The organism is Microbacterium timonense (genome assembly GCF_900292075.1).
Lineage (GTDB): Bacteria > Actinomycetota > Actinomycetes > Actinomycetales > Microbacteriaceae > Microbacterium > Microbacterium timonense.
In genome coordinates this window covers 1-24817 of sequence record NZ_OLMV01000006.1, presented here as the reverse complement: position 1 = coordinate 24817, position 24817 = coordinate 1, and the positions used below count along the sequence as shown (strand labels likewise).

General features: G+C 71.6%; 20 protein-coding genes and 1 pseudogene. 3 read left to right on the top strand and 18 right to left on the bottom strand.

The features are described from left to right. Positions 1 to 688: 688 nt before the first annotated feature. From C9992_RS15120 to C9992_RS15105, 4 genes are read right to left on the bottom strand one after another with little or no spacing between them, the layout of a single operon-like run. Positions 689 to 2326, bottom strand: a complete 1638-nt coding sequence (locus C9992_RS15120; protein WP_106816480.1) for an alpha-N-arabinofuranosidase — start codon at positions 2324 to 2326, stop codon at positions 689 to 691. Further along, positions 2323 to 3402 (bottom strand): Gfo/Idh/MocA family protein, encoded by a 1080-nt coding sequence (locus C9992_RS15115; protein ID WP_235008268.1) that lies wholly within the window; start codon positions 3400 to 3402, stop codon positions 2323 to 2325. Before C9992_RS15115 ends, C9992_RS15120 begins: the two co-directional genes overlap by 4 nt. After that, entirely contained in the window at positions 3399 to 4091 is a 693-nt protein-coding gene (locus tag C9992_RS15110) for a ThuA domain-containing protein (RefSeq protein WP_106816478.1), read from the bottom strand. Before C9992_RS15110 ends, C9992_RS15115 begins: the two co-directional genes overlap by 4 nt. Then, a complete protein-coding gene (locus C9992_RS15105) occupies positions 4088 to 5320 on the bottom strand; it encodes a Gfo/Idh/MocA family protein (RefSeq protein WP_106816477.1) in 1233 nt (410 codons plus the stop codon). Before C9992_RS15105 ends, C9992_RS15110 begins: the two co-directional genes overlap by 4 nt. Positions 5321 to 5396: 76 nt before the next feature. Here C9992_RS15105 and C9992_RS15100 point away from each other — a divergent pair, with 76 nt between their 5' ends. Continuing rightward, positions 5397 to 6437, top strand: a complete 1041-nt coding sequence (locus tag C9992_RS15100) for a LacI family DNA-binding transcriptional regulator (protein WP_106816476.1) — start codon at positions 5397 to 5399, stop codon at positions 6435 to 6437. A gap of 49 nt (positions 6438 to 6486) precedes the next feature. Further along, positions 6487 to 6789, top strand: a pseudogene (locus C9992_RS15095) (DUF7882 family protein); the annotation flags it as partial. Between the two features lie 153 nt (positions 6790 to 6942). On the opposite strand, the gene C9992_RS15090 reads toward C9992_RS15095, so the two are convergent. After that, on the bottom strand, positions 6943 to 7263 hold the full coding sequence (locus C9992_RS15090) for a DUF7882 family protein (protein ID WP_106816475.1): 321 nt from the start codon (positions 7261 to 7263) through the stop codon (positions 6943 to 6945). Between the two features lie 19 nt (positions 7264 to 7282). Continuing rightward, complete coding sequence (locus C9992_RS15085; protein ID WP_106816474.1) at positions 7283 to 7858, bottom strand: TetR/AcrR family transcriptional regulator; 576 nt, start codon at positions 7856 to 7858, stop codon at positions 7283 to 7285. 49 nt (positions 7859 to 7907) lie between these two features. Between C9992_RS15085 and C9992_RS15080 the strand changes: the two genes are divergently transcribed. Further along, entirely contained in the window at positions 7908 to 8735 is an 828-nt protein-coding gene (locus C9992_RS15080; RefSeq protein ID WP_106816473.1) for an SDR family NAD(P)-dependent oxidoreductase, read from the top strand. Between the two features lie 594 nt (positions 8736 to 9329). Here C9992_RS15080 and C9992_RS15075 read toward each other — a convergent pair. The 12 genes from C9992_RS15075 to C9992_RS15020 all read right to left on the bottom strand — a co-directional run bounded on the left by C9992_RS15075 (position 9330) and on the right by C9992_RS15020 (position 24614). Beyond that, positions 9330 to 10889, bottom strand: a complete 1560-nt coding sequence (locus C9992_RS15075; RefSeq protein ID WP_106816472.1) for an SLC13 family permease — start codon at positions 10887 to 10889, stop codon at positions 9330 to 9332. A gap of 109 nt (positions 10890 to 10998) precedes the next feature. Continuing rightward, positions 10999 to 13068 (bottom strand): oxidoreductase, encoded by a 2070-nt coding sequence (locus C9992_RS15070; RefSeq protein ID WP_106816471.1) that lies wholly within the window; start codon positions 13066 to 13068, stop codon positions 10999 to 11001. Between the two features lie 705 nt (positions 13069 to 13773). Next, a complete protein-coding gene (locus tag C9992_RS15065; protein ID WP_106816470.1) occupies positions 13774 to 14934 on the bottom strand; it encodes a cystathionine gamma-synthase in 1161 nt (386 codons plus the stop codon). Then, positions 14931 to 16124 carry a pyridoxal-phosphate dependent enzyme gene (locus C9992_RS15060; protein WP_235008267.1) on the bottom strand — a complete coding sequence of 398 codons (1194 nt, stop codon included), beginning with the start codon at positions 16122 to 16124 and terminating at the stop codon, positions 14931 to 14933. The genes C9992_RS15065 and C9992_RS15060 overlap by 4 nt, the downstream gene beginning before the upstream one ends. Positions 16125 to 16317: 193 nt before the next feature. Further along, positions 16318 to 16923 (bottom strand): FMN reductase, encoded by a 606-nt coding sequence (gene msuE, locus C9992_RS15055; protein ID WP_106816469.1) that lies wholly within the window; start codon positions 16921 to 16923, stop codon positions 16318 to 16320. Next, on the bottom strand, positions 16920 to 17558 hold the full coding sequence (locus C9992_RS15050) for an alkylhydroperoxidase domain protein (RefSeq protein ID WP_106816468.1): 639 nt from the start codon (positions 17556 to 17558) through the stop codon (positions 16920 to 16922). Before C9992_RS15050 ends, msuE begins: the two co-directional genes overlap by 4 nt. Then, complete coding sequence (locus C9992_RS15045; RefSeq protein WP_106816467.1) at positions 17555 to 18163, bottom strand: CMD domain protein; 609 nt, start codon at positions 18161 to 18163, stop codon at positions 17555 to 17557. The genes C9992_RS15050 and C9992_RS15045 overlap by 4 nt, the downstream gene beginning before the upstream one ends. Further along, the gene (locus C9992_RS15040) at positions 18160 to 19221 is read right to left on the bottom strand and encodes a putative FMN-dependent luciferase-like monooxygenase (protein ID WP_106816466.1); all 1062 of its coding nucleotides are present in this window, start codon (positions 19219 to 19221) and stop codon (positions 18160 to 18162) included. Before C9992_RS15040 ends, C9992_RS15045 begins: the two co-directional genes overlap by 4 nt. Further along, positions 19218 to 20855: a dipeptide ABC transporter ATP-binding protein gene (locus C9992_RS15035; RefSeq protein ID WP_106816465.1), complete on the bottom strand. Its 1638-nt coding sequence runs from the start codon at positions 20853 to 20855 to the stop codon at positions 19218 to 19220. The genes C9992_RS15040 and C9992_RS15035 overlap by 4 nt, the downstream gene beginning before the upstream one ends. Beyond that, the gene (locus C9992_RS15030) at positions 20852 to 21808 is read right to left on the bottom strand and encodes an ABC transporter permease (protein ID WP_106816464.1); all 957 of its coding nucleotides are present in this window, start codon (positions 21806 to 21808) and stop codon (positions 20852 to 20854) included. The genes C9992_RS15035 and C9992_RS15030 overlap by 4 nt, the downstream gene beginning before the upstream one ends. A gap of 166 nt (positions 21809 to 21974) precedes the next feature. After that, positions 21975 to 22952, bottom strand: a complete 978-nt coding sequence (locus C9992_RS15025) for an ABC transporter permease (RefSeq protein WP_106816463.1) — start codon at positions 22950 to 22952, stop codon at positions 21975 to 21977. An 18-nt stretch (positions 22953 to 22970) separates the two neighbouring features. Continuing rightward, entirely contained in the window at positions 22971 to 24614 is a 1644-nt protein-coding gene (locus C9992_RS15020) for a TIGR04028 family ABC transporter substrate-binding protein (protein ID WP_106816462.1), read from the bottom strand. Positions 24615 to 24817 lie beyond the last annotated feature (203 nt).

Below are 24817 nucleotides of genomic sequence, written 5' to 3'. Positions count from 1 at the left end.
TCGCCGTTCAACAGGTCAACCGGCCTTCCACAGGACCACCACGACCCCGGGCATCCTGCACACGCGCGGTTGACCTGTTGAACGAACACGCGACGGACTGGGGCGCGCCGGCATCCGTCCTTGCGCGGCCGCCCGTCAACAGGTCAACCGGCGTTCCGCAGGACCACCACGACCCCGGGCATCCTGCACACGCGCGGTTGACCTGTTGAACGAACACGCTGCGGACTGAGGCACGCCGGCATCCGTCGTTGTGCCGCCGCCCGTCAACTCACCGTTCAACAGGTCAACCGGCCTTCCACAGGACCACCACGGCCCCGGGCATCCTGCATAAGCGCGGTTGACCTGTTGAACGAACACGCGACGGACTGGGGCGCCGGGCATCCGTCCTTGCGCGGCCGCCCGTCAACAGGTCAACCGGCGTTCCACAGGACCGCCATGACCCCGGGCATCCTGCACACGCGCGGTTGACCTGTTGAACGAACACGCGACGGACTCAGGCACGCCGGCATCCGTCGTTCCGGCCAACTCACCGTTCAACAGGTCAACCGGCCTTCCACAGGACCACCACGACCCCGGGCATCCTGCACACGCGCGGTTGACCTGTTGAGCGAACACGCAAGCGGATGCCGCCCAGGCGGCCCCGGGCGCAGCCAATCGGCATGCGTTCCCGTACCTCAGCGTTCACAGGTCAACCGGCGTTCCACAGGACCACCCGCGCCCGGGCATCCTGCACGCGCGGTTGACTATTGAACGACCGCGGCAACAGGATGCCCCGCCCCGGCCCCGGCTGGCCCGCCCCGCCCCCGACCCCGGGAGCGCGGTTACGCGAGATCAGCTCGACCGTCGCGAACGAGTGGGGCGGCAGCGTGACGGCGAGCACCCCGGCATCGATGGCGGCCGGCAACGGCACCGGGGCGACGGCGTCCGGCGTCTCGGGCGTGTTGTGCGCAGCGGCATCCGTCCCGCTCAGCACGCGGGCCCGGCGCACGGCGGCACCCCGCCCGCGGAGATCCACGCGCACGTCGAGCGGCTCATCGAGCGACAGGTTCGACAGCGACAGCAGCGCTGAGCCGTCGCGCGTCGAGGCGGATGCCGACAGCCCGGGCACGTCGCCCGCCACGACCGGTGCGTCGAGCACGTGCGCCGCGAGCGCCGTGGCGTCGTGGTGGCCGCGGTTCATCTCGAACACGTGATACGTCGGCGTGAGCACCATCGCACCGTCGTCGTCGGTGAGGATCATCGCCTGCAGCACGTTGACCGTCTGCGCGATGTTCGCCATGACCAGCCGCCCGGCGTGCCGGTGGAAGGCGTCGAAGTGCACCGCCGCGACGAGCGCGTCGCGCACCGTGTTCTGCTGGAAGAGGAAGCCCGGGTTCGTGCCCGGCTCGACGTCCCACCACGTGCCCCACTCGTCGAGCACGAGACCGATCTTGCGGTCGGGGTCGTAGGAGTCCATGACCGCCTCGTGGCCGCGGATGACGCGCTCGATGTCGAGCGCCTTCCGCATCGTCCCGTAGAACTGCTCCGGTGAGAACTCCGTCGCCGGCTCCGTACGTATGCCGGTTCCGGAATGCGTGTAGTAGTGGAACGAGATCGCCTGGAACACCGGGGCCGGCTGCTGCGAGCAGGTGAGGCATCCGAGCGATTCCATGAGCGTGCGCGTCCACACGAGGTCATCGTCGGCGGCGCCGGCAGCGATGCGGTAGAGCCGGTTGTCGCCGTGATCCCGGCAGAACGTCCCGTACCGGCGCGCCTCGGCGGCGTACTGCTGCGCCGTCATGTTCCCGCCACAGCCCCACGCCTCGTTGCCGATGCCCCAGAACGGCACCCGCCACGGCTCATCGCGGCCGTTCTCGCGCCGCAGTCGCGCCATGGGGCTGTCGCCGTCGCGCGTGAGGTACTCGATCCACTCGCTCATCTCCCGCACGGTGCCGCTGCCCACGTTGCCGTTGACGTATGCGTCGGCCCCGAGCAGCTCGCACAGGTCCATGAACTCGTGGGTGCCGAAGTGGTTGTTCTCCACCACGTCGCCCCAGTGCGTGTTCACCATCTGCGGCCGGCTCTCACGCGGACCGATGCCGTCGCGCCAGTGATACTCGTCGGCGAAGCACCCGCCCGGCCAGCGCAGATTCGGGATGCCGAGGGCACGGAGCGCGTCCACGACATCGGAGCGGATGCCGCGCACGTTCGGGATCGGCGAGTCCTCACCCACCCAGAACCCTCCGTAGATGCACCGCCCCAGGTGCTCGGCGAAATGCCCGTAGAGATGCCGGCTGATGACATCACCGGGGACGTCGAGGTCGACGACGACGCGCGCGGCGGTCACAGGCTCGTCCAGGTCTCGGCGGAGGTCAGGGGCACCAGCGACGGACGCTCGACCGAGGTGCGGAGCTTCTCTCGCGCGCCGGAGGCCGCCGACACGGCCAAGGCGGTCATGATCTCGAGCACGTGCAGGGCCATCGCGCCGTCGGCGCGCCCGGGACCGGCCACGAAGTCGAGCAGCCCGATCCCGCGGCCCGAGTCCGCGTACCCGGCCGACGGCTCGAGCGTCGACCACTGGTCACCGCGAGGGTGCAGCTGCACGTCGCCGTCGAACATGTTGGGGTCGGGAACGAGAAGGGACCCCTCGACCCCGTGCACCTCGATCGGGGCGGCCGTGGACCGTACGCCGTCGAAGCTCATGGTGATCGTGGAGATCGCTCCGGATGCGTGGTGCAGGATGCCGGTCAGGTGCGTGTCGACCTCGACATCGATGCTCTCGCCCGCGCGGGGCCCCGACGCGATGACGCGCTGGTCGCGGGAGCGTGAACCGGCTCCCGAGACGGCGCTCACCGGCCCGAGCAGCTGCACGAGCGACGTGACGTAGTAGGGCCCCATGTCCAGCAGCGGGCCCCCGCCCTCGCGGTAATAGAAGTCGGGGTGCGGATGCCACGCCTCGTGCCCCGGCGAGATCCACATCGCCGACGCCGACACCGGACGGCCGATGCGACCGTCGTCGACGGCGGCACGGGCGGTCTGAACGCCGGTGCCGAGCACCGTGTCGGGGGCGGAGCCGACGCGGACGCCCGCAGCGGTCGCGGCATCCATGATGCGCGTCGCGTCGGCGAGCGTCGCGGCCAGCGGCTTCTCGCCGTACACCGCCTTGCCGTGGGCGATGGCGGCCAGCGCCACTTCGGCGTGGGCGGCGGGGATCGTCAGGTTGAGGACCACCTCGACGGCAGGGTCCGCGACGAGCTCTTCGGTCGTCAGCGCCCGGCAACCGGGGATCTGCTCGGCAGCGGCCTCAGCCCGTGCCGGGTCGAGGTCGGCGACCGCGACGATCCGCACACGGGATGCCGGGAGCAGCGTCTGCAGGTACTGGCCGGAGATGTAGCCCAGCCCGACGATGCCGACCCCGGTCACCGCGCCGCCCACAGCATCCCCCGCTCGATGATCGTCCGCACATTCGGATCCTGCAGCACATCCAGGCTGTGCCCGGGGGTCGCGACGAACACACGCCCCTGACCCCACTCGCGCGTCCACACGGCGGGCGAGGTGATCGGGCGATGCCACGGATGGTACGGCTGGACGGGATGGGTGGTCGTCGCCAGCACGTCGATCAGGTCGTCGTGGAGCACCCAGTACTGCTCGGTGACGAGCTGGAAATCATCGATGCCGGCGGTGATGTCGTGCGTGCGGCCGAGGTCGGTGATCTCGACCGTGTACTCCAGGTAGTTGTCGGACTGATCGCCATGCACCTCGTCCGGGTGCTTGGACGGATGGGTCGCGAACTGTCCGCCCACCAGCTGCAGGTAGTCCGAGCTGGCACGGTAGGAGTCGGCGATGCCGCCGTGCCAGCCGGCGAGCCCGGTCCCCGCCGCGACCGCGTCGCGCAGGCCGCGGATCGCCTCCTGGGATGCCTGCGACATGGTGACGGACTGCAGCACGAGGTCCGTGGCACCCATTCGATCGGCGTCGGCGTACACCTCGGGGTCCTCCTCGACGGTGACCTCGAAGCCGCTGTCGCGGAGGAACGGGAGGAACAGCTCGGTCGCCTCGACGGGATGGTGTCCTTCCCATCCGCCACGGACGACGAGGGCGGTGCGGGTCATGCGGGGTTCCCTTCTGAGTTGTTCGACGGCGTTTCGTCTCGCTGGGCTCGCTCGACGACCGAAACCGGCGTGAGGATGCTGTCGGTAGCGGCGCTCTGCTCGACCGCGGCGAGCACGCGCTGCACCTGGGCCGCGTCGGCGAAGCTCGGCGAGACCGGGATCTCACCGGCGATCGCCCGGACGAAGTCGACGGCTTGATGAGTGAACAGGTGCTCGTAACCCAGCCCGTGTCCGGCTGGCCACCACGCGCCGGCGTACGGATGCTGCGCCTCGGTCACCTGCACGCGCCGGAAGCCCTGTGCGACATCGGCGGCGGCGTCGTACACCTCCAGCTCGTTCATGCGCTCGAAGTCGAACGCGATCGCCCCGCGGTCGCCGTTGATCTCGATGCGGTTCGCGTTGCGGCGGCCGGTGGCCATGCGGGTGGCTTCGAAGACGCCGAAGGCACCGCCGTCGAAGCGGGCGGTGAAGGCCGCCGCGTCGTCGACCGTGACGGGCAGCCGGTCCGTCGTGTCGGCGGCCACTCCGCCCAGACCCTCCACCGCGGACCGGCGCGGGCGGGAGGTGACGAAGGTGCGCGTGGTGGCCGAGACCGCCGCGATGTCCTGACCGGTCAGCCACTGCGCCGTGTCGATGCTGTGGGCGCCGATGTCGCCCAGAGCGCCGGAGCCGGCGCGAGCGCGGTCGAGTCGCCAGGTGTGGGGAGCATCGGCATCGCTCAGCCAGTCCTGCAGGTACTGCGCCCGCACATGGCGGATCTCGCCGATGCGGCCTTGCGCGATGAGCTCGCGCGCGAGCGCGAGGGCGGGTGTGCGCCGGTAGCTGAAGCCGCACATCGCGATGACGCCCGCGTCGGCCGCGGTCGCGGCATCCGTCATGTCCTGCGCTTCGGCCACGGTGTTGGCCAGCGGCTTCTCGCACAGCACGTGCTTGCCGGCAGCCAGCGCGGCCACGGCGATCTCGGCGTGGGTGTCTCCGGGAGTGCAGATGTCGATCGCGTCGATGTCATCGCGGTCCACGGCCTCCCGCCAGTCCGTGGTGTGCTCCGGCCACTCCCACCGGTCGGCGGCCTCGGCTGTCGCCTCGGGGCGCCGCCCGACCAGCAGCACAGGACGCGGCGCGCGCGGGAGGTCGAAGAAGCGAGGGGCGGTACGCCAGGCCTGCGTGTGCATGCGGCCCATGAAGCCGGTGCCGATCAGCGCGATCCGCAGCGGGGGTGTCGTCGTCATCGAGGTGGCCCTTTCCAGGCACCGACGATGCCATTGCGCGTGGCGGCGGTCGAGGAAGTTGCGCAAAACTTGACTCATGGCTCGTGTGACCCTCGCCGATGTCGCGGCGCACGCCGGTGTGAGCGTCGGCACGGCTTCACGCGCGCTGTCGGGTCGAGGGGATCTTGCGCCCGCCACCCGTCGTCGCGTGCTCGCATCGGCGAGCACGCTGCGCTACGCACGGGACACCGCTGCGGGCGGCCGTCCGCCCGGCGCCGGCCGTCTGCTCGACCTCGTTCTCGGGTGGTTCCACACCCCGTACTCCGACGAGGTCACCGCGGGCGCCCGCAGCGCCGCCGCCGAGGCGGGGTACGACCTGGTGCTCACGCAGGAGCGCGACACCCCCGACGACGACTGGCCGGCGCGCATCAGGCGCCGGGGCTCGGCCGGAGTCGTGCTGGGGCTCATCTCGCCGACGGCCTCGCAGCTCGCCTCGCTCACGGCATCCCCGCCCGGCGCCTCGCCCCTCGACGCAGTCGCGGCGGCACGGGGGCCCATCCCACTCGTACTCATGGACCCGCAGGCCGAGACCACGCACGGGCTGCCGAGCGTACGGACGACGGATCGGGACGGCGGCATGGCAGCGGCGGAGCACCTCGTGGAGCGCGGAGCGACGCGCTTCGCGATCGTCCTCGGTTCGCCGCCGTACCGGTACGGCCGGGCTCGCAACACCGGCTTCCGCGAGGGCTTGCGGCTCGCGCTCCCCGGCGCGGACCTGGTCGCCTTGCAGGCCGACTGGAGCGGGCCGGGCGCGCGCGAGGCCATCATGCCCCTCCTGCGGGGTCTGCGTCCGGGCGAGCGGCTCGGAGTGTTCGCGTGCTCCGACGAGATGGCCGCGGGCGTCTATGCTGCGGCGGCCGCGACCGGGCGACGCATCCCCGACGACGTCCTGATCGTGGGGTTCGACGACCTGCGTGGCGCACGATGGCTGACACCGCCTCTGACGACCGTGCGTCAGCCGATCCGCGAGATGGCTGCGGCAGCGGTGGGCGCACTGGCGGATGCCGCGGCCGGCGCGCCGCTGCCTTCCGCTCCCCTGGTGCTTCCCACCCGCCTCATCATCCGGGGCTCCACATGACGCCGCAGTGCGGTGAGCGGGAACCCGGCGAAGGGGTTATGGTTGGCCCGTGGGCACCATCTACTACGGCGGCGGCGCGATGCCGATCCATATCGAGGACCGGGCACTGGCACACCTGAAGGTCGTGATCGCGACCAAGCTGCGGCGCGACGAGAGCTTCACGGTGTCCTGGAGGCATCCCGACGACCAGCCGCGAGGACGCAGCACGATCTGGCTGCACCCGTCGATCCCGCTGCGGTTCGTGTTCGACGACCCCGAGCCGGCCGAGCTGAGCCGAGAGTGGATCGAGGAGCTCGCGAACTCTGCGAGCTCCACCGGCGGCATCATGCTCATCGCCGAGCACTTCGACACCGGTCCGGTGCCCGTGGCAGCGCCCGAGCCTGGGCAGCAGGACGCCGGTAGCCCGAACGTGTCGCTCGGCAACGTGGACGTCGAGAGCCTGGATGTCGACCGGCTCACGGTCGGCGGATCCGAGATCAAGGCGGAGGACGTCAAGTCCTGAGGTTCACCCCTCGAGGGTCGGCGGCTCGTCGTCTTCGGGCTCGGGCAGGATGGTCAGACCGTTCGGCCCGCTCGCCGCGAGCATGAGCTCCTCGACCCAGAGCCGGTTGATGCGCGGCTGACGGCTGCCGAAGAAGTGGAACTGGATCGGCACCGAGGGGTGGATCCAGAAGCTGCGGCGGCCGCTGCCGTCGCCGATCTCGACGTCGAACATGAACGGCTCCGAGCGGCGGAGCTTGTTCATCATGACGATGCGCAGATGCGCGAGCGTGCGGTCTTCGATGTCGACCGAGTTGGTGTTGGTGTCGTAGATGAACCTGCCCATGGCCAGAGCATAACCCGGTTCACCTGGGCGCGAGTGCCGCGGTGAAGAGGCGGCGCGCTCGCCTGGCGACCTCGGCACGCTGGCCCGGCGGGGTGCGGGCGAGCTCCATAGCCAGCATCCCGGTCGCCATCGTCACATCCTCCGTCTCGATGTGGTGGCCCACGCGCCCCGCGGCGCGATCACGGGCGACCAGCCGCTCCACCAGCGCCCGGAATCGCGCCCCCAGCGCCGCCGTCCGCGCGTCGGAGAGGTCGGCGGTCAGCAGCTCGATGAACGCCGTCGAGACGACAGCCTGATCCACGACGCGATCCAGCAGATCGTCGATGGTCCGCTCCGGCCTGGCGGTGTACTCCTCGAGGTCCCGCACGTTGTCTTCGAAGACGGCGACGGCCAGCGCCGTGCGATCCGGGAAGTGGCGGTACAGGCTCCCCTGACCGACCCCCGCTCGCTTGGCGACCGCGCTGAAGGGGGCACCCAGGCCGCCCTCCGCGTACACCTCCCGTGCCGCCTCGATCAGCGCACGCCGGTTGTCCGCGGCGGCGGCGGGACCACGGTTCTCGCGGCGTGGCACAGAGGGTGTCGCTGGGCTCGGCACGGGTGTAGCCTATTACCGGACATAGTTGTCCGGTAGAGAGGATCGCAATATGAACACCATCAACCCGGCTTCCGCGGGATCCGACGCGCCGTCCGCCCCCGCGGTCGCGGTGCGCACGTGGACGGAGCGTGTGGACGAGGGGCGGTTCGCCGGCAAGACCGTTATCGTGACGGGCGCGGGCTCGGGTATCGGGCGGGCGACCGCCTCCCGTGTCGCTCGCGAGGGCGGCCGGGTCGTGGCCGTCGACGTCAGCCAGGCGCGCCTGGACGCCTTTGCCGCAGACCACCCCGGCGCCGACATCCTGCCGCTCGTCGCCGACATCACCGACGACGCCGACATCGCACGGATCCTCGAGGCCGCCGGCGACACCGTCGACGGCCTCGCCAACATCGCCGGGATCATGGACGACATGACGCCGGTCGGCGAAGTAACCGACGCGGTATGGCAGCGGGTGTTCCGGGTCAACGTCGAGGGCACGATGAAGCTCATGCGCGCCGTCATCCCTGGCATGCTCGCCCAGGGCGCGGGCTCGATCGTGAACACCGCGTCGGAGGCGGCACTGCGCGGCTCCGCGGCCGGGGCTGCCTACACCGCCTCCAAGCACGCCGTCGCCGGCCTGACGAAGTCGAGCGCGTTCATGTACGGCCCGAGCGGCATCCGGGTCAACGCCGTCGCCCCCGGACCGACCATCACCAACATCGAGGCGTCGTTCGCGTCGCCGCTGGGAGCCCAGCGCGTCCAGGCCGCGATGGCCGTCATGCCGACGCCCGTCGAGGCCGACGCGCTGGCCGCGTCGATCACGTTCCTGCTCAGCGACGACGGCGTCAACATCAACGGCGTCATCCTGCCCAGCGACGGCGGCTGGTCGGCCGCCTGATCCCACGTCGGGCGCGCGCCCGGGGCGGCCACCCGGGGCGACGCGCGGCCAGGCGCGCGTGAGTGCGAGTGCGGGTGCGCATGCGCGTGCGCGTGCGAGTGCGCGCGTGAGGGCGCGTGCGAGTGCGAGTGCGCGTGCGAGTGCGCGTCATCCCACAGGTCAACCGCGCCTCCACAGGACGTTCACGCCCTCGGCCCTCCTGTGGAGGGCCGGTCGACCTGTTGAAGGATCCGCGGGCGGGCACCGGCGCACGCAGCGGGCGGGCCGGCGGCTGCGCCGAACCCCCGTGCACGCCCTCGGGCCGAGCACGCGTGAGCCCGCGTCATCCCACACGTCAACCGCGCTTCCACAGGACGTTCACGCCCTCGGCCCTCCTGCGGAGGCCCGGTTGACCTGTTGAACGGATCCGCGGGCGGGCACGGGCGGCCATCGGCGGGCGCGGGCGGCCGCGGCGGGCACGGGCGGTCGCGCACGGGCGGCCGAGGCCGGCGGCCAGGCCCGCGGCGGGCCACCGGCGGGCACGGGCGGCCGCGGCGCGCACGGCCGAGGCGGGCACGGGCGGCGGCCGCTGCCGCGGACCGAGACCGCGGCGGATCAGAAAGGCCAGATGAGCGGTACATACAGCACCGCCACCGCCAGGAAGAAGACCGCGAGCGGCAGGCCGAGGCGCCAGTAGTCGCTGAAGCGGTACCCCGCCGGCTCCATCACCATGAGGTTGGCGGGCGTCGCGATGGGCGTGAGGAAGGCAGCGGCGCCGACAACGGTGAGCGCCATCATGAAGGGCTGCACCGACAGGTCCAGCGCCTGCGCGACCGCGATCGCGATGGGCGCCACGATCAGCACGGTCGCGGTGTTGCTGATGAGCTGCCCCAGCACCAGGGTCAGCCCACAGAGGGCGAGCAGTGCGACGTGAGGACCGGCATCGCCCAGAAGCGACAGCATCCCGTTCGCCACGAGGTCTGCCGTGCCCGTGGTGATGAACGCGGTCGACAGCGGGATCATGCCGGCGATGAGAACGATCGTCGTCCACGAGACGGCGTGGTAGGCCTGCGTCGCGGTGACTGTGCGGCTCACGACCAGGGCACACGCGGCCAGCAGCGCCGCGACCGCCGGCGGTACGAGTCCGGTGGCCAGCAGGATGACCATGGCCAGCAGGATGCCGATCGCACGCTTGGCGCCGCGTCCGAGCGGCACGGACCGTCGCAGCTGCGCTGGATCGTCGACGGCGAGCACCCCGGTTCCGCTCGTGCGCCGCACGAGGTCGTCCCATGTGCCCTGCAGCAGCAGCGCGTCCCCCGCCTGCACCTGGAACTCCGTGTCCTTGAGGGGTTCGTCGCCGCGGCGCGCTCCCAGCACGACGAGGTCGCCGTCCGAGGTCGTCATGCCGACGCAGACGTGCACGCCGATGAGCGGAGACCGAGGCGCGACGACGACCTCGGTCACTCCCGTCGTCGGACCCAGCAGGGTGCCGGTGTCGAGCGTGAGCGAATACTGCTGGCGCAGCAGTCGCACGTGTCGCACCAGATCCACCGGCATCAGCGCACCGGTGCGGTCCGGCAGCAGCCGACCGCCGAGCAGCAGGATCACGACCGTCCCGATCACGACGGGGATGCCGGCCAGGGCGAACTCGAAGAAGCCGAACGGGCGCCCGCCGCCGTCCGCGGCGAACTGCGACACCAGGATGTTGACGGGCGTCCCCGTGAGCAGCAGCAGTGAGCCAGCCGATGCGGCGAAGGCGAGCGGCATGAGCAGCTTCGATGCCGCGATGCCCGCTCGCGCCGCGACCACGACGACCAACGGCAGCAGCGCGGCGACCGCGCCGTTGATGCTGATGAGAGCGGTCAGCCCCGCCACGAGCAGCGTGATGACCAGCGTGAGCGTCGTCCGCCGAGTGCCGGCGCGGCCGATCACCAGTTGCCCGGCCCAGGCGGTGACACCGGTGGCATCGAGCGACTCGCTGACCACGAACAGCGCCGCGATGAACAGCACGGTCGGGTCGCCGAACCCCGCCAGAGCCTCGGGCAGGGTGAGCACGCCGGTGAAGAAGAGCGCCAGCGCGACCCCGATCGCGACGACGCCGATCGGCACGCGGTTGCTGACGAAGGCGACCACCGCGAGGACCAGGATGACGAGCGTTGCGGCGACGGGGTCCACGCGCCCAGCGTAGCCACCACCCTTCGCCGGGGCTGCGCCCATCCTGTGGGTCGGGCCGCGCCCTGGCGGGCTCGGCGAGCCGCGTCGCGGCTCGCGGGACCGGCGCCGGTCAGCCTCGAAGCCGGGCGAGACCCGCGACGTCGTACGCCAGTTCCACCGCCTCGAAGACGGCCGCGTCGATCGTGCGCGGGGCGAACGCGTCGCCGATCGTGACGACACGGGTCGCGGCATCCGTTCCGTCCGTGAGCCCCGGGATACGCACCGGCTCCCGCGGCTCGACCGCGACCACAGCCCCGATCCCGCCGACTTTCTCGACGACGCCGGTCAGCGCGTCGCGCACGAGCACCGCATCGTCGTCGACGCGCTCGACCAGATGGGATGTGCGCCGCCGGAAGCCACGGTGCGACCCCAGACGCTCCAGCAGCAGCGGCCGGTCGTATCCCGCGCCGATGTGCGGGAACACCGACTCGAACGGTGTGATGAGCTCGAGCTCGTCGACGTGCGGCAGGAGCGACAGCACGATCCCCGCCGCGTACGCGGTGCCGTCGGCGTCCACGACCGCGATCCGTCGGCCGAGCGTGGCTGCGGCGTTCTCGACGCCCGCCCCCGGCATCCCGGGGACGAGGGATGCCGCGGCGAAGGCGTCGATGGTCGCGCCTGCCGGGAAGCCTCCGGCATAGGCCCCGCCGAGCGCAAGGGACGTCGACCCGGGAGCGCGAGCCCCGGTGGCCACGACGATCCCGTCGGCTCGCTCGGCACGCAGCGCGTCGACCGTGGCCTCGACGCCGAGACGGACCTCCACCCCCGTGGCGGCGAGGTCGCGCGTGAGGTCGTCCACGAGCAACCCGACGCTCTCCCGCCCCGGCACGCGGCGCGCCAGCTGCAGCTGGCCGCCGAGCTCGTCCGCACGCTCCCAGAGTGTGACCGCATGTCCGTCGACGGCCAGTTCCACCGCCGCGCGCATTCCCGCAGGTCCTCCGCCCACGACGACCCACCGCTGCGGCGTGGAGGTGCGCGGGCGCGGACCCCGTTCGAGCTCACGCCCGGCAATCGGGTTCACCGTGCACGACATCGCCAGTCCGCGGCTGCCGCGGCCGAGGCATCCCTGATTCAGCCGGATGCAATGACGGATGCCGCGCTCGGCGCCGTCGACCGGCTCACGACCGGTGAGCTTTCGGCCGAGATCGGGGTCGGCGATCTGGGCGCGCGTCAGGGCCACCATGTCGGCGATGCCGGAGGCGACGACCTCTTCGGCCTCCTCGACGGACGTCGCCGCACCCACGCCGAACACCGGCACATCGGGGTTGGCGGACTTGACGGCGGCGACGTCATCACGCAGCCAGGCGAACGGCATGGGCGATGAGGGGAAGACGTAATGGACGTTGTGATACCCGCCCGCCGCGAGATCGAGGAAGTCGATACGCGCCTCCGCGCGCAGCCGCGCGATCACCTCGCGCATGCCGGCGCCGTCGATGCCGTCTGGGTGGAGCTCGTTGGCGACGATCCGGATGCCGACGGTGAAATCGTCGCCCACCCGCGCACGCACCGCGCGCAGCACCTCGCGCGGGAAGCGGGTGCGACCCTCGAGGTCGCCGCCGTACTCGTCGCTGCGGGCGTTGTACAGCGGCGAGAGGAACTGGTGCAGCAGGTAGCCGTGGGCCATGTGGATCTCGACGCCGTCGAATCCGCCCTCGCGGGCGTGCTCGGCCGAGAGCGCCCAGCCCGCCACGAACGCCGCAATGTCGGCGTGGTCCATCTCGCGCGTGGCGTGCGCCGTCGACGGTGAGAGCAGACGCGAGGGCGCGTAGACCGCGCGCGGGCCGTCCGGACCGTCCGGCTGCGCCTGGGCGCCGTGGTGGTTGAGCTGCACGAAGATCCGCGCACCCGCCTCGTGCACGGCATCCGTCATCTTCTTGGACGCGGCCACGCCCTCGGGCCGGTACGCGTCCTCGAATCCCCGGATCGACCCGGTGGGGTGGACGAAGTGGTTGCCGGCGACGAAGAGGCCGCACCCGCCGCGCGCCCGCCGGACGTAGTACGCCGTCTCGCGGTCGGACTCGACGCGGTCCGAGTACTGCTTCGAGTGCGCCGTCTGCATGATGCGGTTCGGCACCGTTGTCGTGCCGATGCGCAGCGGCTCCGCCAGTACGGACGAACGGATGCCGGGACTCGCACTCATGCGTTCGAGCCTACGACCGAGCTCGTGCGCGCGCCCCCGCAGGGTTTGCGGCGCGCGGCCTCGGCGGCTCCAGCTGCGTCCGAGCCCTACGACCGAGCTCGTGTGCGCACCCCCCGCAGGGTTTGGGGCGCGTCGCTCCCGTTCGGGGCGAACTTCTCGGGCCCCGAACCGTTGAGACGCGCCCCAAACCCGAGGGGCCTGGGGCGCCTGCGGCCTCGGCGGCCCCAGCTGCGTCCGAGCCCCGACCGAGCTACCCTCCGGCACCCACGCACGGTTTGGGGCGCGTCGCGCCCGTTCAGGGCGGACTTCTCGCGCCCCAAACCGTTGCGACGCGCCCCAAACCCGAGGGGCCGGCGGTGCCTGCGGCCTCGGCGGCCCCAGCTGCGTCCGAGCCCCGACCCAGCTCCCCTCCCCCGCACGGTTTGGGCGCGCGGCGCCGGTTCGGGGCGGACTTCTCGCGCCCCGAACCGTTGGGGTGCGCCCCAAACCCGAGGGGCCGGGGCGCCTGCGGCCTCGGCGGCCCCAGCTGCGTCCGAGCCCCACGACCGAGCTCCCCTCCGGCACCCACGCACGGTTTGGGGCGCGTCGCGCCCGTTCGGGGCGGACTTCTCGCGCCCCGAACCGTTGGGGTGCGCCCCAAACCCGAAGCTCGACAGCGGGAAGGGCCCGGCTACGTCCGACGGCGGGCCGTGCCGACCGCCGTCGTCAGAGGCGGGCGAGGGCCTGATCGAGGTCGGCGATGAGGTCGGACGCGGACTCGATGCCGACCGAGAGGCGCACGACCTCCGGCGGAACGGCGAGCTCCGTGCCGCGCACCGAAGCGTGGGTCATCGCATCGGGGTAGTTCATGAGGGACTCGACGCCGCCGAGAGACTCGGCGAGTTGGAACAGGCGCGTCGATTCGGCGAACCGGCGTGCGGATGCGGCATCCGCGAGCGTGACCGAGACGATGCCGCCGAACCCGCTCATCTGCGACGCGGCCAACTCGTGTCCCGGATGCGAGGGCAGGCCCGGGTAGTACACGCGCGCGACGGAGCCGTGTCCCGCGAGAAACTCGGCCACCGCCTGCGCGTTCTCGCTGTGGCGCTGCATGCGCAGCGCGAGCGTCTTGATGCCGCGGGTCGTCAGCCACGCGTCGAGCGGACCCGAGACCGCACCCACGGCGAACTGGAGGAACTTCACCTGCTCGTGCAGCGCGTCGTCGTCGAGCACGAGTGCACCGCCGACGACGTCCGAGTGGCCGCCGAGGTATTTCGTGGTGGAGTGCACCACGACGTCGGCGCCGAGTGACAGCGGTCGCTGAAGGGCGGGCGAGGCGAAGGTGTTGTCGACGACGACGAGTGCACCGGCATCCCGCCCGAGTCGCGCGAGGCCCGCGATGTCGGTGATCCGCAGCAACGGGTTGCTCGGCGTCTCCACCCAGACGATGCGTGCGGGACGCTCCTCGAGCGCGGCGCGCACCGCGTCGAGGTCGCTCATGTCGACCACCCGCACGCCCACGCCCCAGCCGCCGAGCACGCGCGCGATGAGCCGGTACGTCCCCCCGTACACGTCGTTGCCGAGCAGCACCTCGTCGCCGGGTTTCAGCGCCGCCCGCAGCAGGGCGTCCTCTGCCGCCAGCCCCGAGGCGAACGACAGCGCGTGGGCGCCGCCCTCCAGCGCCGCGAGCTGGGTCTCCAGGGCGATGCGGGTCGGGTTGCCGCTGCGACCGTACTCGTATCCCCCGCGGAGGCCGCCGATGCCGTCCTGCGCGTAGGTCGTGGAGAAGTGCACGGGCGGGATCACGGCGCCCGTCGTGGGGTCGAAGGCCTGCCCGGCATGGACGGCACGCGTCTCGAAGCCGGAGTCTGCGGTGGGCTCGGTCATGCTCGTGCTCCTTCGTGGTGGGTCGTCGCCGGTTCGTCGGCTGACGCGTTGCCGCCGGTCGCCCGCGCCCGGCCGTCTCCTACCCGCGAGACTTCAACCGAGCGCCGAGACTGCGCCTGCGGACCGCTGTCTCGGCGCTCCACTGAAGTCTCGCGGGATGGGGCCGGGCCCGCCGACGAACCCGGGCCTGCCGACGAACCCGGGGCTTCGCGCGGGGAGGGGGATGCCGGGGCGCCGAGTTCGAAGCCGTGCTCGAGCATCCAGTCGTCGTCGTAGAACCGGTTGAGGTAGCCGCGGCCGTGGTCGGGAAGCAGCACGACGACGACGGCGTCGGCCGGCAGATCGCGCGCTGTGCGCAGCGCGGCGGCGACCGCCATGCCGCTGGACCCGCCGACGAGGAGTCCTTCCTCGCGGGCCAGGCGGCGGGTCATCGCGAACGACTCCGCATCGGAGATCCGGTGGATCTCGTCGGGTACCGAGGGGTCGTAGCTGTCGGGCCAGAAGTCCTCGCCGACCCCTTCGACGAGATACCCGTGCACCGGCCCGCCCGAGTAGATCGAGCCCTCCGGGTCGGCCCCGATCACGCGCACGGCGCCGTGCGAGACCTCGTGGAGGTACCGGCCGGTGCCGGTGATGGTGCCGCCGGTGCCGATCCCGGCGACGAAGTGGGTCACGCGTCCGTCTGTGTCGCGCCAGATCTCGGGGCCGGTCGTCTCGTAGTGGCTTCGCGGGCCGTTCGGATTGGCGAACTGGTTGGGCTTGAACGCCCCAGGGATCTCGCGCACCAGACGGTCCGACACGCTGTAGTACGACCGCGGGTCCTCGGGTGGCACGCTGGTGTCGGTCACGACGACCTCAGCCCCGTAGGCGCGCAGCACGTCGACCTTGGGCCCGGCGAACTTGTCGGGCACGACGAAGATCATGCGGTAGCCGCGCTGCAGGGCCACCAGCGCGAGTCCCACGCCGGTGTTGCCGCTGGTGGGCTCGACGATGGTGCCTCCGGGCCGCAGCTGCCCGTCGCGCTCGGCGGCGTCGATGATGCGGCGGGCGATGCGGTCCTTGGCGGAGCCACCGGGGTTGAAGTACTCGACCTTGGCGAGCACCGTCGCGGCGATGCCGTCGGTGACGCGGGTCAGGCGGACGAGAGGGGTGTTGCCGACGAGGTCGGCGACGTTTTCGGCGTAGCGCACGATGGGTCCTGTGGTGTTGCCGCGCTCATGCGCGGGATGCGGTCGGGGTCGCGGAGGTCTGCGTGAAGCGGGGCTTCAACGGCAGAGGCGACAACACCGACAGGTCAACACGGGCGCCAGTCTAGACGCTGCGCGGGCGCGCGTCGAGCCGCGTGGGACGGGAGAGGATGCCGCCGCCCCACGCGGCGCCGTGTCACCAGGTGGCGACGTACTCCGACGTGCGCACGAGCGCCGCCTGCTCCACGAGCGGCAGGGACCGGTCGACCGCCTGTCGCACGCGGCGCACCACCTCCGGCGAGACCAGCTCATGCTCGGCGAAGTCGTCGTCGGACGCGTACACCCCGATCGGCAGCGTCAGGGCCTGGAAGAACCCGAAGAGCGGGCGCAGCTGATGCTCGATGATGAGGGCGTGCCGCTCTCCCCCGCCGGTGGCCGCCAGCAGCACCGGCGTCCCGACCAGTTCGTACTGGCCGACGAAGTCGAAGAGATGCTTGAACAGTCCCGTGAACGACGCGCGGTAGACGGGGCTGGCCACCACCAGCAGGTCGGCGGATTCGATGGCCCGCAGCGCCGCCTCCACCTCGGGGGCGACGTCGGCGCGCCGCAGCGCCCCGGCGAAGCCCGGCCCCAGAGCGGCGACCTCGATGAGTCGGGTCTCCGCGGGTACGCGGCCACTCAGCTCGTCGAGGACCGAGCGCACCAGCGCCGTCGTACGGCTCGGCGCCTGAAGCGACCCCGAGACTCCGACGACCCGCAGCCGCGGCTCGGGCACCTCGTCGAGCACCTCGAGCCCGGTCATGAGAGCTCCTCCGGCGGCGCGACCGGCCGTCCGATCGACAGCATGAGCCGGTTGGCCCAATTGAAGAACGCGGCACCGTGCACGACGTCGGCGATCTCCAGCTCGTCGAGGCCGACGGCCCGCAGCCGCTGGACGTGACTGTCGTCGAACGCCAGGGGCGTGGCGGTGAGCGCGGCCGCCGCCGCGACGATCGCGTCCCACCGCTCCCCGAGCTGCGCCCCGATGCCTTCGACCAACAGCCGGTCGACGAGGTCGGGCGCCTTCGAGTAGTGGGCGGCGAAACGCGAATGCACCGACGCGCAGAAGACGCAGCCGTTCACCCGAGAGGCGGCGGTCGCTGCCAGCTCGCGTTCGGCGCGCGGGAGTCCCTCGGCGGTGTTGTAGAAGATGTCCTTGTCGACGAGCGTGCGGGCGCGAAGGATCTCCGGGTCGCGCGCGAGCAGCCGGAAGTAGTCGCTCCCCGCACGCGGCCGGTCGACCAGTCCGTCATAGTGCCGTTCGGTGAGCTCGTCGACGGCAAGCGGCGCCAGCCACGGGAGCCAGCCCACCTCGGCGCGCGTGAACGCGTGCGGGTACGGCGCGCCGTGGGATGAGACGAGGGGCCCGGCGGCGGTGTCGGTCGTGGTGCCGGTCATGCGGGGACCTCCTGGGTGCGGGCGATGGCGCGGAGCCCGGCGGCCACGCGCTGTTGGAAGGCGAGGAACGAGACGAGCTGCGACAGGGTGACGATCCCGTCGGGGTTCCAGCCGGCATCGAGCAGGCGAGCCTGAGCGGCGTCGTCCGCCTCGCGCGGCCGGAACGTCAGCAGGTGGGTGTGCACGAGCGCGGCAGCCAGGCGCTCGCCGAGCGCGTCGCGGGCGGCAAGGCTCGGCTCGTAGCGACGCCCATCAGTGCTCTCCGTCCGCAGGCCCTCCTCGCGGTAGGTGCCGAACGGACCGGCGGTCGCGGCGGCGGATGCCTCGGCCAGTACGAGCGCCGCACGTGGGAAGTCGGCATCCCGCGCGGCGTCCGCGTAGAAGCGCGCCGTGGCGTCATCGGCGGTGGAGCGGGTCGCGAACGCGGCGACGAGCAGACGCTCCGCACGCGGGAAGGCGCTGTCGTCCCGCGGGGCGAAGAGGGCGTCGTAGCTCGCCTGCAGCTGCTCTCGGGTGACGGGCCTCCGTCGGCGCAGTGTGTCGAGCGCGTCTCCGGCGCGCACGCCGGCGAGCTCGTCGACGACGTCGATGGTCGCGGTGGTCATGGGGTCTCCTTTCCCAGACGTCCGAGTGGTTCGAGGGACTGATCGCGGATGCCCCAGCCCAGGGCCGGAGCCACCTCCGTGGCGAACAGCTCGATCGACCGCAGCACGAAGTCGTGCGGCGCGTCGACGGAGTGCACCTGGAACGCCACCTCCGTGGCTCGCTCGAGGGTGCTGTCGCCGGCGAGAGAGGCGACGACGTCCTCGGGGGTGCCGAGGTGCGTGTCGGTTGCGACGATGAGGTCCTGCAGCGTGTCCCCGGGGATGTGCTGTCCCGACCGCCGGAAGCCCTCGGCCGCCCGGCGCAGACCCGCCTCGGCGAACCGCAGGGCGTCGGCGCGGTCGTCGGCGACGAAGACGGTGCGGGATGCCGTGACCCGCGGCGGAACGCCGCTGGGCAGCGCATCGAGGTACCGGTCGATGATGGGGTGCTGCAGGTCGGCGAGCGCGGCGCGCGGGGCCTCGGCGGGACGCGGCTGGGTGCGCGAGAGCAGCAGTCCGTGGCCATGGACTCCGGCGCGCGTGCCCCCGCCGGGAGAGAAGGTGGCCTGCCATACCCGATCGGCCAGCGGCGCGGCATCCCCGACCGGCACCGCGGCCGGGTGGAGGGTGTTCCCGCCGCCGATCTCGCGACCCGCGAGCGCGTCGAGCAGGACGGCGAGCTTGGCCTCGTAGACGGCCGCCTTGTCTGCGACGTCCTGCCCGAAGGGGACGAACGACGACGGCGTGCCGCCGCTGCCCAGGCCCAGGTCGATGCGACCGCCCGAGAGCAGGTCCGCCACGACGGCGTCCTCGGCGACGCGGACCGGATCCTCCAACGGCAGCGTCACGACGCCGGTGCCGAGGCGGATCTCCGTGGTCGCCGCGGCGACGTGGGCCAGGAACACGAATGGCGCCGGAAGGCCGCCCTCCGCGGCGCGGAAGTGATGCTGGGCGACCCAGGCGCGAGCGATGCCGAACCGCTCCGCATGACGGATCTGGTCGGTAGCGAGGCGATAGCGCTCGGCGGCGGGCGCCTCGTCGAGGAGGCGGGTGAAGAAGGCGAGAGACGACACGGTCATGCCGCGACCTCCGATCGTCCGGGCACGGCTGCCAGCAGCTCGCGCGTGTAGTCGTGAACAGGGGTGGTGAAGATCTCCTCGGTGCTGCCGGACTCCACAACCCGGCCCCGACGCATGACCGACACGGTGTGGCTGATACGACGCACCACGGCCAGGTCGTGGGAGATGAACAGGTAGGTCAGGCCCAGCTCCTGCTGCAGCGTCTCGAGCAGTTCGAGGATCCGTGCCTGAACGGTGACGTCGAGCGCCGACACGGCCTCGTCGAGCACGACGACCTCCGGGCGGATCGCGAGCGCGCGTGCGATCGCCACGCGCTGGCGCTGGCCTCCCGACAGCTCCCGCGGCGAACGCTCCAGCGCGTCGAGGGGCAGTGCGACCCGGTCGACGAGCTCCGCGACCCTCGCCGCGCGATCCGTGCGCGAGCCTTCCCGGAAGTTGTGCAGCGGCTCGGCCACGATCTGCGCGACGCTCTGCCGCGGGTCCAGCGACGAGAACGGGTTCTGGTACACCAGCTGCACACGGCGACGCAGCTGCCGCAGCGCGTCGCCCCGCAGGCCCGCGATGTCGGCACCGTCGAGCTCGATGCGCCCGGCGTCCGGCTGGAGGAATCGGGTGATCAGGCGCGCGGTCGTGGTCTTGCCCGACCCGGACTCGCCGACGAGCGCATGCGTCGTCCCCCGCCGCACCTGGAAGGACACGTCGTCCACCGCCCGGAAGGGCTCACGACCGCGCCCCGCTACCTTGAACTCCTTGACGAGGCCTTCGGCGGTGATGGCGTACGGGTCCTCCGCCGCGGCGGCCGCGGCATCCCGCAGGAAGAGCGGCGGTGCGGGACGCCGGAAGCCGTCCGCCGCGAGCGCCGGAGCGTCGGCGAGAAGCTGACGCGTGTAGGGATCCTGTGGGGACGACAGGATGCGCGAGCTCGGCCCGTGCTCGACCACCCGGCCCTGGTTCAGCACGACGATCCGCTGGGCGCGGTCGGCTGCGACCCCGAGATCGTGCGTGACCAGGAGCACCGATGTGCCCTCCTCGCGGCGGAGATCGTCGATGAGGTCGAGGATGCGCCGCTGAACGGTGGCATCCAGCGCGCTGGTCGGCTCGTCGGCAATGATCAGCCGCGGCCGCAGCGCGATCGCGGTGGCGATCAGCACGCGCTGACGCATGCCGCCCGACAGCTCGTGGGGATGCTGCCGGGCCCGCAGGACCGGGTCGTCCAGGCCGACACGCTCGAGCAGCTCGAGCACGCGGCCGCGACGGGTCGAGGCATCCCGCACGCCATGCAGACGCAGGATCTCGCCCACCTGCACGCCGATCGGCCGTACCGGGTCGAGAGAGGATGCCGGGTCCTGAGGCACGAGGCCGACTTGCGCCCCGCGCACCGCGCGCAGGCGCTTCTGGCTCCACGGGGTGATGTCGACGCCGCCGATGGCGATCGACCCGCCGTCGACGCGACCGCCCTCGGGCAGCAGACCGATCACGGCGTGCGCCGTCGTCGACTTGCCGGACCCGGATTCCCCGACCAGGGCGACGACCTCGCCCTCGGCGACCGACAGGTCCACGCCGTGAACCACCTCTCGTCGCGCGGTGCGCGACCGGTACGACACCCGCAGTCCCTGCAGCTCCAGGACGCTCATCGCGCTCCCCTTCCGATCGACTGGCTGATGCGATTGGCGCTCAGCACGACTACGAGCACCACGAGGCCCGGCAGCGTGGTCAGCCACCACGCCGTCGCCACGTAGTTGCGGCCCTCGGCGATGAGCAGACCCCACTCGGGCGTCGGCGGCGGGGCACCGTAGCCGAGGAAACCGAGCGTCGAGATCGCGAGGATGGCCGTGCCGAACTGCAGAGCCGCGAGTCCCACGACGGCGGTGAGCGAGTTGGGCAGGACGTGCCGGCGGAGCACCGAGACGAACGAGCCCCCGCTGCCGAACGCGGCCTCGACGTAGTCCGTGCGGCGCACCCGCACGACCTCCGACCGCGACAGCCGCGCGAACGATGCCACGCTGACGACGCCCACGGCGATGGCCGCGTTCACGGTGCCGAAGCCCAGCAGGATGATCACCGACAGCATCAGCAGGAGGCCCGGGATCGACAGCAGCACGTCGACCAGACGCATGAGCACGTCGTCGAGCCACCCGCCGACCGAGCCCGCGACGACGCCGATGACCGTTCCGGCGGCGAGCCCGACCGTGACGGCGATGAGTGCGCCCGAGAGCGAGTGGATCGCCCCGTACACGACGCGGGCGTACAGGTCGCGGCCGATCGCGTCGGTGCCGAACCAGTGGGCGGCGCTCGGCGGCAGCAGCTTCTCGGCGGGGACCCCGACGATCGGGTCATACGACGTGAAGAGCCACGGTGCGACGGCCCACAGCACGGCCACCGCGATGACCGCCACCGCGACGACGAGCGTCCACGACGGCCGGAGCCCACGCGCGAAGAGGCGCGCCGCCGAAGACCGTCGTGCGGGCAGGCCGACCGGAGCGCCGGCATCCCGTGCAAGGGGGTCGAGAACGGTTCCGGATGCCTCGTCGGAGGCTGCGAGGGCGGTCTCGGCATCCGTCACCGGCGTCGTCAGCTGGCTGCTCATCGCTTCGCCCCCTCTCGCCGTGCGGCATGTCCCGAGATCCCGGGAGCATGGCCCGAGATCCGTGGAGCATGTCCCGAGATCCGGGGAGCATGTCCCGCTTCTGGTCGTCTGGAGGGGCCTCGAACGACAGGAAGTGGGACATGGTCGAGGGTGAGGGCGGGAACGCTCATGCGGTGGCCTCCTGGAGCGCGGGGGCGGACGGGGTACGGGCCGCGCGTGCACCGCTGCGCAGCCGGGGATCGAGCACCGGGTAGAGGAGGTCCACGACGAGGTTGACGACGACGAAGGTCAGCGCGGCGAGCACGACCACGCCCTGCAGCACGGGGATGTCCTGGTTGGCGACCGCCTGCTCGGTGACCCGGCCGATGCCCGGGCGGCCGAACACCGTCTCGGTCACGACCGCGCCGCCGATGAGTTCACCGAAGAGCACTCCCGCGATCGTGAGCGTGGGAAGCAGCGCGTTGCGCGCGACCGAGCGCCACAGCACCCACGAGGGCGACGCGCCCTTCGCGCGCACCACCGTCACGAACGGCTGCAGCTGCACGTCATCGATGCTGCGCACCAGGATCTGCGCGAGCGGCGCCGAGATCGGCACCGCCAGGGTGATGACCGGGAGGACGAGTCCGGTGACCGGGTCGGCGCCGACGATCGGGACCCACCCGAGACCGAACGAGAAGACCTGGATGAGAAGGATGCCGAGCCAGAACACCGGCACCGCCACGAACACCCCCGGGAGGGCCTGCAGCGCCCGCCGCAGCCACCCGAACGGGGTGAGCGTCGAGAGGAACGCGATGGCGAATGCGATGACCGCGGCCAGCGCGAACCCGAGCGTGGCCAGCGCGGCCGTCGGCCCCAGCGCTTCGCCGATGAGCTGGAGGACGCCCGTCCCGTACTGGGTCGAGTAGCCGAAGTCGCCATGTGCGTAGCCGGTCAAGGTGGCCCAGTACTGCTCCCACCACGGCGAGTCCGCGCCGTAGGCCACCCGGATCGACTCGATCTGCTCGGGCGTCAATCCCAGCTCCGGGTTGTCGTACTTGATCAGGATCGCGTCACCCGGCAGCAGCTGCAGCAGGATGAAGGTGGCCGTGAAGGCCGCGATCAGGACGATCGCGGCCTGCCCAGCGCGTCGGAGCGCGTAGCTCATCGGCTCAGCTCCCGCGTCCTACTGCGTCTCGTCGAGCCACACGTCGTAGAACTGCGGACGTGCGACCGACTCGAACTCGATGCCGTGGACATGAGGGGCTGCGCCGTAGACCTGCGGCTCCTCGAACAGCGGGATGACGTACGCCTGCTCCGCGAGATAGTCCTGCACGGCCTGCGACGCCGCGATGCGCTCGTCGGGGTCGGCGGTGGAGGCGACCACCTCCAGCAGGCGGTCGAGCTCGGCGTCGTCGGAGAGCAGCGTGTTGCGGTTCTTCGTGTAGTACTGGCTCTTGATGACGTCGAGGTCCGCGCGCCCGACCATCGAGTGGTAGAGCGGCGTCTTGAGCGGATCCTTGATGTCCTCGGCGTACGAGCCGGCATCGGCTGACTTGACGTTGAGCTCGACGCCGATCTTCTTCAGCTGCTGCGAGACGAGCTCGAGGGTCTGCTTCGAGAGAGGCTGCGCTTTGGCCTCGTAGACGTCCAGCGACAGGCGCTGTCCGTCCTTCTCACGGATGCCGTCGGCGCCGGGCTCCCAGCCCGCCTCCTCGAGCAGCTCCTCGGCCTTGTCGGGGTCGTACGCGTAGTACTCCGACTCGTCCTTGTAGCCGAGCGCCGAGGAGCTGAGGGCGGACGTGGCCCGCGGATAGTTCTCGGTGAACACCGTGTCGACGACCTCCTGGCTGTCGACGCCGGCGACGAGCGCCTGGCGCACGCGGATGTCGCTCAGCAGCGGGTTGGTGAACCGCAGGCTCAGGGCGTTGTTGACGCCGCGCGTCTGCGGAGCGTAGAGGTCGAAACCGCTCGACTCGACGCGGGCCTCGTCGAAGGCCTGCACGTACCGGATGTAGTCCGCCTGGCCCGCCAGGAGCGACCCGATGCGCACCGAGTCCTCGGGCGTGACGATGAGGTGGATCTCATCCAGGTAGGCCCGGCCCTGATGCTCGAAGCTCGGCGGCGCCCAGTCGTAGTCGTCGCGTGCTTCGAGGGTGAGCTCCGTGCCGAGCTTCTCGTCGGTGATGACGAACGGTCCTGAACCCACGATGTCGGTCGCATTGCCCGCGCCGAGCTCTTCGAGCGAGCGATCGAGGGTCGCCGGCGACAGCAGCCCGGAGTTGATCGTCGACGTCGCCTGCAGGAACCCGGGGGCCGGCGCCGAGAAGCGGAACGCCACGGTGTCGGCGTCGACCACCTCGCTGGAGGCGTAGTTGTTGATCGCCTCCGACACCGTCAGCCCGAGGTCGGCGTTGCCGAGGCCGTAGGTGTCGAAGTTCTTCGCGACGGCGGCGGCATCCACCGGGGTGCCGTCGGAGAACGTCACGTCGTCGCGGAGGTCGAACGTGTACTCGGTGGCATCCTCGTTCACCGTCCAGTCGGTGGCCACCCACGGCTCGATCTCGAGCGTCTCGGGGTTCTGCCACGTCAGCCGGGCCGTGATGTTGTTCACGAGACCGCCGTTGGGGTAGAACCCGGCCTGCGGCGGGTAGAGGTTGGTGTACGTCTGGTACTCCAGGTAGGTCAGGGTGCCGCCGGTGACCGGTTCGCCGGCCTCGGTGCTGGAGCCGCCGGTGGCGGGCTGCTGCGACGCGCACGCGGCGAGGGTTGCCGCGGCGATGAGCAACGCGGTGGCACCGGCGACGATTCGCGATGCGGGACGGGACATGGGTTCTCCTGTTTCGGGTGCTTCGGGTAGGGGGTGCCGGCAACGTTAGGGAGCGGCATCCCGTCGGCGCTGTCCCGCGCGTTACGCCGCTTCACCGGGTGCAAGCGGAGGTCACCGGGCGTCACGCGAGGTAATACGCACCCGGCGTGTCGCACCCGTGCCCCCCGCCTCCCGCCCCGGGCGGCGCAGCCCGCACCCGCCAC